We start from the raw sequence: 11,676 nt of genomic DNA, 5'->3' as shown, positions 1-11,676 counted from the left end.
TCTTCTATATACTCCCCCGCTCGAGTTGGCCGGGTAATCGCTGCTTTATTGATGTCCTTTGGGAGACTGATAAAGGGGAGGAAAGTCCGGGCTCCTCAGGGCAGGGTGCCAGGTAACGCCTGGGAGGCGCGAGCCTACGACCAGTGCAGCAGAGAGTATACCGCCGATGGCTCTTCGGAGCACAGGTAAGGGTGAAAGGGTGCGGTAAGAGCGCACCGCGCGACTGGCAACAGTTCGTGGCACGGTAAACTCCACCCGGAGCAAGACCAAATAGGTCCCTATTGGCGCGGCCCGCGTTTGGGGACGGGTAGGTTGCTGGAGCCTGTGAGCGATTGCAGGCCTAGACGAATGGTTACCACCGTTTTTACGGTACAGAACCCGGCTTACAGGCCAACTCACCTCCTTTTAGGGCGAGCCTTTTTGGCTCGCCCTCTCTTTTTCAGCGTTTGAGTCAGACGATTTGGTTATAACCGAATGTCATCGGCTTTTTTGTGTATTGATTAAGCCGCTGAAAACCTTCTTTAATCTTCCCAGGTGTGATCTTGCTCACTGTCATGGCTTGCTTGACTTTCTTTTTACCTGCTACGTACACTTCTGGGTGGGAAAATGTGGTGTAAAGTGGATAATCTTGGTGAAAAAGGGAAAATAACGTCATGTTACGTGGCGTCAGCGCCATTTCGGTCGATAAAAAAGGGCGACTTGCTCTGCCAACGCGCTATCGCGATGGGTTAATTCACCATTGTGATGGCCAGTTTGTGTGCACGATCGATCACCAACTTCCTTGCTTGGCGCTGTACCCGGTCCCGGAATGGGAAGTGATTGAGGCGAAGTTATCGCAGTTATCCAGCTTTCAACCTGCAGAGCGACGCCTGCAGCGTTTATTACTTGGCCATGCGTTTGACTGTGAAATGGACGGACAAGGTCGCTTATTACTGCCTGCGACCTTGCGCCAATATGCCGGGTTAGACGGCAAAGCGATGCTGGTTGGCCAACTCAACAAATTTGAGATTTGGGACGAGCAGACGTGGCAGGCACAAATTCGCCAGGATATGGACACACAGGCGGAATCAACCCCGATGCTCAGTGAGCGGTTAGCAGACCTCTCATTGTAAATAATGAAGTGAATGTATGTCAGAACAATATACCCATGTTTCCGTCCTATTAAATGAATCAGTGGACGGCCTTGCGATTAAACCCGATGGCATCTATGTCGATGGTACTTTTGGTCGCGGCGGTCACTCGCGCCATATCTTGTCGCAATTGGGTGATAACGGTCGCCTGTATGCTATCGATCGCGATCCACGCGCGATCGAAGAGGCAAATTCCATCGATGATCCGCGTTTCCAGATTATTCATGGCCCGTTTTCTGAGATAGCGTCGTACCTCAGTGAGCGTGGGCTAGCGGAAAAGGTCGATGGGATCCTCCTTGATTTGGGCGTGTCTTCGCCCCAGCTTGACGACCCTAGCCGTGGCTTCAGTTTTATGCATGATGGCCCGCTTGATATGCGTATGGATCCGAGCACCGGCCAGTCGGCCGCACAGTGGTTAGAAACCGCCAGTGTCGATGATATTGTTTGGGTATTAAAAGTGTTCGGCGAAGAGCGTTTTGCGCGCCGGATTGCTAATGCCATTGTTCGTCACCGTGAAGATGAAGAAGCACCTGCGCTGACCACGACCAATCAGCTTGCCAAGCTGATTGATCACGCGGTGCCGTTTAGAGAGAAGAAAAAGCACCCTGCGACACGTAGCTTTCAAGCGATTCGGATTTACATCAACAGTGAGCTGGATGAAATCGAGCAAGCACTGCAAGGCGCGCTCGCCAGTTTAGCCCCGAGTGGACGCTTATCAGTGATTAGCTTTCACTCGTTAGAAGATCGCATGGTCAAGCGCTTTATCCGTAAGCAAAGTAAAGGACCGGATGTGCCCAAAGGGGTGCCTTTGACCGAAGCACAGATTGCCGAGCTCGGTTCGGCGGCAATGAAGCCGATTGGCAAGGCGATTAAACCGTCCGCGGAAGAAGTGGCGCATAACGCCCGGGCGCGAAGCTCGGTATTACGCGTGGCGGAAAAGTTAGGATAACGCATGAAACCGCGCCCAAGCCTCGCTAAGCAGATAGGCCAGGATGTATTGGCAATCGGGAAGTTGCCATTAGGGTTACTGCTGGCGGTATTGGTTTCGGCGATTGCCGTGGTATCTATGACCCAATCAACGCGTAATTTGATTGCCAAACAGGACGCGCTATTAGAGCAACGTGAAACCCTTGAAGTGGAGTGGCGCAATCAATTGCTAGAGGAAAATGCGTTGTCTGAACATAGCCATGTGGAATCCGTGGCGCGTCAGTCTTTTGACATGATTCGTCCCACCAGTGAGAACGAAGTGATTGTAACGCGACCTTTGAGTAACGACCGGTGAAAAAACGTTCTACCAAGTCTACCAATCGCCGTACACCCAAAGCGCCACCGGTATTGATTCAGTGGCGCTTTGGTCTTGTCTGCGTATTTATTGGCTTAGCCTTGGCTGCCTTGGTGGCGCGCGCCGCTTATATCCAAGTGATTGAGCCCGATCGATTACGCCACGAAGGGGATCTGCGTTCGATACGAACAGAGCAGGTTCCTTCCGCGCGAGGCATGATCACCGACCGTCAAGGTGAGGCACTCGCGATCAGTGTGCCCGTTCAAGCCGTGTGGGCGGATCCGGTGACGGTATTCAAACACCAAGGATTAAAAAACGTCGATCGCTGGCATGCGCTTGCGGATGTTTTGGGGTTAGGTCGGCAAGCCTTGATTGATAAAATTCAGGCTAATCGGCAGCGGCGTTTTATTTATCTGCAACGTCAAGTGCGCCCAGCCATGGCAGCGTACGTTGATAAGCTTGAGTTACCTGGCATAGGGTTAAAAGCTGAGTCACGCCGCTTTTATCCCAGTGCGGAAGTCAGTGCACACCTTGTTGGGATGACTGGGATTGACGGCCATGGTTTAGAAGGGATCGAACGCCGATTTGATGATTGGTTGGCGGGTGAGCATGGTAAACGCACGGTGCGTAAAGACCGATTTGGCCGTGTCGTGGAGCATATTGCCACCGAAGATAAAAAAGAAGGCCAGTCGCTGACGCTGAGCATCGATCAGCGTCTTCAAGCCATTGCGTATCGTGCTATCAAACAAGCCGTCGCCGATTACCGCGCCACCTCGGGCTCTTTGGTGATGGTGGACGTGAAGACCGGTGAAGTGATGGCCATGGTCAACGCCCCCTCCTATAACCCCAATAATCGTAGCTCACTCAAAAGCTTTAACATGCGTAATCGCGCGATTACTGATGTGTTTGAACCGGGCTCAACCATGAAGCCTTTTGTGGTACTCACTGCGTTAGAAAACGGTGTTGCCGATATGGACACCGTAATAGATACCGGCAACGGCATTATGCAAATCGGTGGCAGTCGAGTGCGTGATGTTTCTAAAGTCGGCAAAGCTAACCTTGCGCGTATTCTCAAAAAATCCAGTAATATCGGTGTGAGTAAACTCTCATTAGCCATGCCTGTAGAGACCTTATTAGGTCAATATGGCAGCTTTGGGCTCGGCACCGGTACGGGCGTTGAGCTGGTTGGTGAATCAGTGGGCCATTTCCCCTCTCGGCGTCGTTGGTCAGATTTTGAACGTGCCACGCTAGCCTTTGGCTATGGATTATCGGTGACACCGACTCAGCTTGTGCGTGCTTATGCCACGCTAGGGTCGCTGGGCATTAATCGACCACTGAGCATTTTAAAGCGTGAAGGCGTCACAGAAGGTAAGCAAGTTGCCTCGCGCGAAAATGCCTATAAAGTCCTGCAAATGTTGGAAGGGGTGACCCAAGAAGGCGGCAGTGCGCGTCGTGCCGCGGTTGATGGCTATCGCGTTGGCGCCAAAACCGGGACCGCGAAAGTCGCTGTCGCCGGTGGCTATGGCGACGAATATATTGGTTACACCGCGGGGCTGGCCCCCATTAGCAATCCTAAGCTGGCCATGGTGGTGGTGATCAACGAGCCGCAAGGCGACAAATATTATGGCGGGCAGGTCGCGGCACCTGTGTTTTCGAGCGTGATGAAAAGCGCACTCCAGATTTTAAACATTGCACCGGATGCCGGTACGGGTCCGGCGTTGCAAGTGGCAAAGCATGCAAATGAAGTGAATGGCGATGAATGATTTAAACCAATGGCTGAGCCCTTGGCTGGCGGATGTGCCCTCGATGCCGGTACGGCACCTATCCTTGGATAGCCGCAAAATCCGTCAAGGTGATGTATTCGTGGCGATAAAAGGGCACCAAGTTGATGGTCGCCAGTTTATCGATACCGCGATTCAGGCCGGTGCTGTGGCTGTGGTGCAGCAAGCGGAGCAAAATGCTGTGCAGTGGTATCAGAATGTGCCGCTCATCAGTTTATGCGTTTTACCTGCTTCCTTATCGGCATTAGCCGCGCGTTTTTATCAGCACCCGCAACAGCACATAGGCATGATTGGCGTGACCGGCACCAATGGTAAAACCACAGTCTCCCAATTGATTGCACAGTGGTTAGATGCCTTAGGTGAGCGGACCGCGGTGATGGGCACCACCGGCAATGGCTTTATTGGCCAATTAGAAGCGGCGGAAAACACCACGGGCGATGCCATTGGTATTCAAGCCCAGCTTGCGGCGTTTGCGCAGCAAGGTGCACGCCATGTCGCGATGGAAGTGTCTTCACATGGCTTGGTGCAAGGGCGCGTTGCTAGCCTGGCATTGGATGCGGCTGTGTTTACCAATTTAAGCCATGATCATCTCGATTATCACGGCACCTTAGATGCCTATGCGGCGGCGAAAAAGCAACTGTTTGATTTGGGCTCTCCGCTCAAAGTGATAAACGCTGACGATGCCGTGGGGCGCACTTGGCTCCAGCAATGGCCTGACGCGATTGCCGTCGCTATGCAGCCCGACGCATTAAGTGCTCACGCCGGCCGGTATGTACTGGCACAGTCGGTGACCTATACCACCGAGGGGGTCTGTGTTCGTATTGACTCTTCGTGGGGCCAGGGTGACATGTATGCAGAGTTAGTGGGTGATTTTAATGTCAGCAACCTCCTCGTGAGCCTGGCGACCTTGCTGGGGCTGGGTTATTCGTTATCAACCTTGTTAGCGAGTAGTCAGCAGCTACAAGCGGTTGTGGGGCGCATGGAGGTTTTTCTTGCGCCTGACAAACCGACCGTGGTGGTTGACTATGCTCACACGCCCGATGCGCTTGAGAAAGCACTACTGGCCTTACGACGTCATTGCCACGGCGCACTTTGGTGTGTATTTGGCTGTGGCGGCGATCGTGATACGCGTAAACGCCCGGTGATGGCCCGAGTGGCTGAACAGCATGCTGACAAGGTGGTGTTGACCAATGATAACCCTCGCGGTGAGGCCCCTGAGTCGATCACGCAAGATATGCTCGCGGGGCTGCAAAACCCCGAACGTGTACGGGTAGAGCATGACCGCGCTCAAGCGGTGACGCAGGTCATCGAGCAAGCGCAAGCCGACGACATTGTCTTGGTGGCGGGCAAGGGCCATGAAGACTATCAAGTGCTCGCGCATGGCAAGGTGCATTACTCTGACCGCGAGACGGTCGCGGCGCGACTCAAGGAGTTATCATGATTCGGACAACCCTCAGCACATTGGCGAATGCGATAGGGGCCACTGTGTATTATGCCGATCACGCGTCGGGTACGCCACCGATCGATGCCATTACCACCGATACGCGTGAGCTGCGCGCGGGGGCACTATTTGTCGCGCTGAAAGGTGACCGTTTTGATGGCCACGATTTTGCTGAGCAGGCAAAAGCATCAGGCGCCGCCGCGATGGTGGTTTCGCGCCAGTTGGACATTGATATTCCCCAATTGCTGGTGGACGATACACGCCTTGCCCTGGGTCAGTTAGGCGCTTGGGTCAAACAGCAATGCCAGGTGCCGACCATTGCGATCACGGGGAGCTGCGGTAAGACCACAGTCAAACAAATGTTGGCGGCGATCTTGGCACAGAAAGGACCCACGTTATCGACTGCCGGCAACTTCAATAATGATATTGGTGTCCCGCTGACGTTGTTTCGACTCACTCCTGCACACCACTATGCGGTGATTGAACTCGGCGCTAACCATATTGGTGAAATTGCTTATACCACATCATTGGTCAAGCCTGATATTGCCGTGGTTACTAACTTAGCCGCGGCCCATCTCGAAGGGTTCGGCTCATTAGAGGGAGTGGCTGTGGCCAAAGGCGAAATTTATCAAGGGCTGCCCAAAGGCGGGATAGCGTTGGTGAATCAGGGTAGCCACGGTGGTGATACATGGGGTGACGTCCTGGCAGATAAGCAGGTGATTGCGGTAACAGACACGCAAGCCGCCCCCCTGACCTTGATTGATAGTGCCCTGACAACCGCGGGCTGTTATCAGCTCACGCTGAGTGACGGACAGAGCCAACAGTCGGTGATGCTGCCGCTACCGGGCAAGCACAATATTATCAATGCGTTAATGGCCGGTTGTGCGGCGATGCAGTTACCCGGCGTGAGTCTGGCGGATGTCGTGGCCGGGCTTGAGTCGGTAGAAAACGTCGCAGGACGCACACAAGTGAGTGAGCCTCGCCCAGGGTTACGGCTGATTGATGATACCTATAACGCCAGTGTCCCAGCGATGAAGTCTGCCATTGATGTTTTAGCCAGCTATCCAGGTGAGCGTTGGTTGATCGTCGGTGATATGGCAGAGCTGGGTGAATACAGTGAGCAAATGCACCGTGAAGTTGGAGAGCATGCGGCGCAAGCTGCCGTTAACCGTGTCTTCACGACCGGACGCGATAGCCGTGTGATCAGCGAACGCTGTGGCGGCGATCATTTTGACAGTAAAGAGGCGCTGATTGCGCACGTAGTAGCCATGATAAAAACACAAACACCTGACACGATACTGATTAAAGGCGCCCGAGGGATGGCGATGGAAGCGGTTGTCACCGCAATCAAGGAGGCTTGCTAATGCTTTTATGGCTAGCGGAAGTACTACAAAACCTTTTACCCTCAATGCGCTTGTTTGAATACCTGACATTTCGCGCCATTGTTAGTGCACTGACGGCATTGGTTTTCTCGCTTTGGGCCGGCCCACGTCTGATTCGACGTTTACAGTCGATGCAGATTGGTCAAGTTGTGCGCGAGGAGGGCCCCGAATCTCACTTTAGCAAACGCGGTACGCCGACGATGGGCGGGGTCTTAATTGTTGCTGCCATTAGTTTAACCGTTTTGTTGTGGGCCGATTTATCCAACCCCTATGTGTGGGCTGTGATGGTCGTGCTACTGGGATACGGTGCGATTGGTTTTGTTGATGACTACCGCAAGGTAGTGCGTAAAAATACCGATGGATTAGTCGCCCGCTGGAAGTACTTTTGGCAATCTGCGATCGCACTCGGGGTGGCGTTCGCGCTCTACGCCCATGGCCATGACACCGCGGCGACACAACTGGTGGTGCCTTTCTTTAAAGACGTGATGCCCCAGCTTGGTCTGTTTTATATTGTCTTCACTTACTTTGTCATCGTGGGAACCAGCAATGCGGTGAACCTCACTGATGGCTTAGATGGCTTGGCTATTTTGCCAACCGTGATGGTTGCCGGCGGCTTCGCCTTTATTGCTTGGGCGACCGGTAACGTCAATTTCGCCAGCTACCTGCATATTCCGTATATCGAATACAGCAGTGAACTGGTTGTGGTTTGCGCGGCCATTGTTGGCGCGGGGCTGGGCTTTTTGTGGTTCAACACCTATCCGGCGCAAGTTTTTATGGGCGATGTGGGCTCACTGGCGTTGGGCGGTGCATTGGGCACGATCGCCGTGCTGGTCCGTCAAGAATTGCTATTGATCATCATGGGCGGGGTGTTCGTGATGGAAACCATCTCAGTGATCTTGCAGGTAGGCTCGTACAAACTGCGGGGACAACGGATTTTCCGTATGGCGCCGATTCATCACCATTATGAATTGAAAGGCTGGCCAGAGCCTCGGGTGATCGTACGGTTTTGGATTATTTCTTTGATGCTGGTGTTGATTGCCCTCGCCACCTTGAAGGTCCGTTAACCATGACGCAACCAGGCCACCGCACATTAACCGAGTTTAAGCATATCGTGGTGATGGGGCTGGGGATCACCGGCCTCTCAGTGGTGAACTTTATTGCTCGCCATCATCCTGACGCCATGATCCGCGTGATGGATTCGCGCCAATCCCCTCCTGGAGAGGCGCAGCTGCCAGAGACGGTCGCACGACATACGGGAAGTTGGCATTCGGCATGGCTGGCGTCAGCTGACTTGGTGGTGATTAATCCTGGTATCTCGCTTGCCACCCCCGTCTTGGCGCCTGTTCATGCCGCGGGCACGCCCATTGTTGGTGATATTGAACTCTTCGCTTGGTACTGCGATAAGCCCGCAGTGGCGATTACCGGTTCAAATGGCAAAAGTACGGTCACGGCGCTGGTGGGAGAAATGGCGAAAGCGGACGGCATTAATGTGGGCGTGGGCGGTAATATCGGCGTGGCGGCACTGGATTTGCTCGACAAAGGCCACGACCTCTATGTGTTAGAGCTGTCCAGCTTTCAATTGGAAACCACTAAGTCATTGACCCTTCAAGGCGCCGCCTTCTTGAACTTCTCAGAAGATCACATGGACAGGTATCAAAGCTTGGCGGATTATCGGGCGGCGAAATGTCGTATTTTTACCCATGCAACTACCTTGATCGGCAATGCAGATGATGCACAGACACAGATTGATGCCGACATGTGTTTGTTTGGCTTTAGCCAGGGCGATTACTGTTTGTGCACTGACGATGAGCAAGCGTGGTTATCGGCGCAAGGAAAGCCTGCGCTACCGGTGTCCTCACTGAGCCTTGTTGGACGCCATAATGTAGCAAACAGCCTCGCGGCCATGGCATTGGCTGATAGTGTCGGGGTGAGCCAGTCCGCTCAAATCACCGCGCTGCGCACTTACACTGGACTGGCACATCGTTGTCAAAAAGTCGCTGAGCACCAAGGTGTGATCTGGGTGAATGACTCCAAAGCCACCAATGTTGCCAGTACGTTAGCGGCGCTTGATGGTCTTGAAGTGAGCGGTTACTTACACTTGTTAGTAGGCGGAGAGGGTAAAGGCGCCGACTTTAGTGTGTTGCAGCCTGCACTCGCCAAGTTACCTGTCAGGCTTTACTGTTTTGGTAAAGATCAAGCCCAATTAGCCGCACTGGACGCGTCGGCACAGTGCTTTGATACCCTGCAACAAGCCATCGATGCCGCGGCAACGGCTGCAACGAAAGGCGACATGGTATTGCTGTCGCCAGCGTGTGCAAGTTTGGATCAATTTACTAACTTTGCCGCTCGTGGTCAGGCGTTTGTTGCCGGCGTAGAATCTGTTATCGCGAGGCCGTTATGACAGCAGTGCGTGCATTCCCCAAATATTGTTGGCAGTGGCTCCGAACGCCATCGCCGGGGGTACTGTACGATCGCCAATTGGTGTGGACGTCTCTGCTCCTAATGGTTATTGGCCTTGTCATGGTCACCTCAGCCTCGCTCCCGGTTGGATTACGACTGGCGGATGCCCCCTTTTTGTTTGCCAAACGCCATGCCTTTTATTTGCTGGTTGCCATGTTGGCGGCGGTGGCGGTGATGTATATCCCTGTCAAACTTTGGCAGCGCTACAGTGGCTACATGTTATTGATCTCATCGATTCTCTTGCTGGCGGTGTTGGTGGTGGGTCGCTCGGTCAATGGCGCGGTACGATGGATTTCTATCGCGGGGATCAATATCCAACCGGCGGAGATTGCCAAGTTATCTTTATTTGTCTTTTTAGCCGGGTATCTGGTGCGCCGCCATGGTGAAGTCCGTGAACATTTCCGTGGTTTTGCCAAGCCGCTGGCTGTGTTGCTGCTGTTTGCGGGGTTGTTGCTGATTCAACCAGATTTAGGCTCAGTGGTGGTGATGTTTGTGACCACCGTGGGCATGTTGTTTATGGCTGGGGCAAAATTGTGGCAGTTTATCGCCTTGTTGATGACGGGCCTGACCTTGGTCGCGGGCTTAATCATTGCTGAACCCTATCGAGTGCGGCGAGTCACTGCGTTTTTAGATCCTTGGCAAGACCCGTTTGGCAGCGGCTACCAGCTGACGCAATCTCTGATGGCATTTGGACGTGGCGGCTGGTTTGGCCAAGGATTAGGGAATTCGATTCAAAAGTTAGAGTATTTACCGGAGGCGCACACTGACTTTGTCTTTGCGGTCATTGCCGAGGAACTCGGACTCGTGGGTGTAAGTGTGATTCTGTGTCTTATTTTTTTCCTCGTATTCAAAGCGCTTTTCATTGGAAAGCACTGTCTGGCGCAAAACCAGTTATTCGGTGGTTTTTTAGCCTTTGGCATTGGCATTTGGTTTGCCTTTCAAACCCTGGTGAATGTCGGTGCGGCGGCGGGCATGTTGCCGACCAAAGGGTTAACCTTGCCACTGATCAGCTACGGGGGATCGAGCTTGGTGATTATGGCAGTCGCGGTGGCCTTGTTACTGCGCATTGATCACGAATACCGCTTAGCGACGTCTCAAGCGCACCAAAAAACCCCTTATCAAGGTAAAGATCATAAACATGACTAAAAAACGATTATTAGTGATGGCAGGCGGGACCGGTGGTCATGTCTTTCCCGGCCTTGCGGTCGCCAAGTTTTTAGAAAAGCAGGGATGGGAAATCTGTTGGCTCGGTACCGCTGATCGCATGGAAGCCGAACTCGTTCCCAAATATGGTATCGAGATCGCATTTATTCGTGTCAAAGGCTTGATTGGATCCGGACTGATGCGCAAGCTACGAGCCCCTTGGATGATTGTCAGTGCCATTTGGCAGGCACGCCAAGTGATTAAACGTGTCAAACCCGATGCGGTGTTGGGCATGGGCGGTTATGTCAGTGGCCCAGGCGGAATCGCCGCTTGGTTAAGTGGTGTGCCAGTGATCCTTCATGAGCAAAATGCCGTGGCGGGGCTGACCAATCAGTGGTTAGCCAAAGTTGCCAAGCAAGTGTTGCAAGCCTTCCCGGGCGCGTTTGATGGGCAGCCGGTGGTTGGGAATCCCGTACGTCGAGACGTGTGTGACCTCCCGGATCCCGCGCAACGATTCGCAGACCGTCAAGGTGCACTACGTATTTTGGTGATGGGGGGCAGTCAAGGCGCACGTATCCTCAATCAAACGGTGCCTGAGGCAATGCCACGGCTAGAACAGTCGGTGACGGTGCGTCATCAAGCCGGAAAAAATAATGCGGAAAAGACGCTTTCCGCTTATCAACACGCCGGAATGGTCGATGTTGATGTGAGCGAATTTATTGATGACGTGGCCGAGGCTTACGCTTGGGCCGATGTGGTAATTTGTCGAAGCGGCGCGCTTACCGTGTCTGAATTAGCGGCGGCTGGCGTTGGGGCGATTTTCGTCCCTTTTATGCATGCAGATAGGCAACAAGCACTCAACGGTGATTACTTAGTCTCCCGTGGTGCGGCTTTAATGATTGAGCAGCCATCACTGACCGCCCAGTCACTGGCGGAAACAATCAATCGGTTAGACCGCCACCGCCTGTTAGCGATGGCGACGGCGGCGCGTGACGCTGCCATTATTGATGCAGATGCCCGCGTTGCGGATGCTATTACCGCACACGCAAACACATAG

11 protein-coding genes and 1 other RNA gene are annotated in these 11,676 nt (G+C 53.4%); 11 read left to right on the top strand and 1 reads right to left on the bottom strand.

Annotation, left to right across the window (positions count from 1 at the left end; genetic code table 11):
* Positions 1-21: 21 nt before the first annotated feature.
* Positions 22-402: RNase P RNA component class A (rnpB, locus tag BZJ21_RS03905), an RNA gene on the top strand.
* Between the two features lie 49 nt (positions 403-451).
* On the opposite strand, the gene BZJ21_RS03900 is transcribed toward rnpB, so the two are convergent.
* Entirely contained in the window at positions 452-655 is a 204-nt protein-coding gene (locus BZJ21_RS03900) for a hypothetical protein (RefSeq protein ID WP_021022629.1), read from the bottom strand.
* On the opposite strand from BZJ21_RS03900, the gene mraZ reads away from it, so the two are divergent.
* The 10 genes from mraZ to murG are packed head-to-tail and all read left to right on the top strand — an operon-like array spanning position 654 to position 11,676.
* A complete protein-coding gene (mraZ, locus tag BZJ21_RS03895) occupies positions 654-1,112 on the top strand; it encodes a division/cell wall cluster transcriptional repressor MraZ (protein ID WP_021022628.1) in 459 nt (152 codons plus the stop codon). The genes BZJ21_RS03900 and mraZ overlap by 2 nt on opposite strands.
* A 16-nt stretch (positions 1,113-1,128) precedes the next feature.
* Positions 1,129-2,079: a 16S rRNA (cytosine(1402)-N(4))-methyltransferase RsmH gene (gene rsmH, locus BZJ21_RS03890; RefSeq protein ID WP_021022627.1), complete on the top strand. Its 951-nt coding sequence runs from the start codon at positions 1,129-1,131 to the stop codon at positions 2,077-2,079.
* Positions 2,080-2,082: 3 nt separating this feature from the next.
* Positions 2,083-2,412, top strand: coding sequence for a cell division protein FtsL (ftsL, locus tag BZJ21_RS03885; RefSeq protein ID WP_077459866.1), 330 nt, complete (start codon positions 2,083-2,085; stop codon positions 2,410-2,412).
* Entirely contained in the window at positions 2,409-4,175 is a 1,767-nt protein-coding gene (locus BZJ21_RS03880; protein ID WP_077669163.1) for a penicillin-binding transpeptidase domain-containing protein, read from the top strand. The genes ftsL and BZJ21_RS03880 overlap by 4 nt, the downstream gene beginning before the upstream one ends.
* Entirely contained in the window at positions 4,162-5,634 is a 1,473-nt protein-coding gene (gene murE / locus BZJ21_RS03875) for a UDP-N-acetylmuramoyl-L-alanyl-D-glutamate--2,6-diaminopimelate ligase (protein WP_077669162.1), read from the top strand. The genes BZJ21_RS03880 and murE overlap by 14 nt, the downstream gene beginning before the upstream one ends.
* Positions 5,631-6,998, top strand: coding sequence for a UDP-N-acetylmuramoyl-tripeptide--D-alanyl-D-alanine ligase (locus BZJ21_RS03870; RefSeq protein ID WP_077669161.1), 1,368 nt, complete (start codon positions 5,631-5,633; stop codon positions 6,996-6,998). The genes murE and BZJ21_RS03870 overlap by 4 nt, the downstream gene beginning before the upstream one ends.
* On the top strand, positions 6,998-8,080 hold the full coding sequence (gene mraY / locus BZJ21_RS03865; protein ID WP_077669160.1) for a phospho-N-acetylmuramoyl-pentapeptide-transferase: 1,083 nt from the start codon (positions 6,998-7,000) through the stop codon (positions 8,078-8,080). Before BZJ21_RS03870 ends, mraY begins: the two co-directional genes overlap by 1 nt.
* A gap of 2 nt (positions 8,081-8,082) precedes the next feature.
* Positions 8,083-9,417, top strand: a complete 1,335-nt coding sequence (gene murD, locus BZJ21_RS03860) for a UDP-N-acetylmuramoyl-L-alanine--D-glutamate ligase (RefSeq protein WP_077669159.1) — start codon at positions 8,083-8,085, stop codon at positions 9,415-9,417.
* Positions 9,414-10,622: a cell division protein FtsW gene (ftsW, locus tag BZJ21_RS03855; protein WP_077576207.1), complete on the top strand. Its 1,209-nt coding sequence runs from the start codon at positions 9,414-9,416 to the stop codon at positions 10,620-10,622. The genes murD and ftsW overlap by 4 nt, the downstream gene beginning before the upstream one ends.
* Entirely contained in the window at positions 10,615-11,676 is a 1,062-nt protein-coding gene (gene murG, locus BZJ21_RS03850) for an undecaprenyldiphospho-muramoylpentapeptide beta-N-acetylglucosaminyltransferase (RefSeq protein WP_021022619.1), read from the top strand. Before ftsW ends, murG begins: the two co-directional genes overlap by 8 nt.

The organism is Salinivibrio costicola subsp. alcaliphilus, from assembly GCF_001996185.1.
GTDB classification, from domain to species: domain Bacteria; phylum Pseudomonadota; class Gammaproteobacteria; order Enterobacterales; family Vibrionaceae; genus Salinivibrio; species Salinivibrio costicola.
This window is presented reverse-complemented; position numbering and strand designations above follow the sequence as displayed.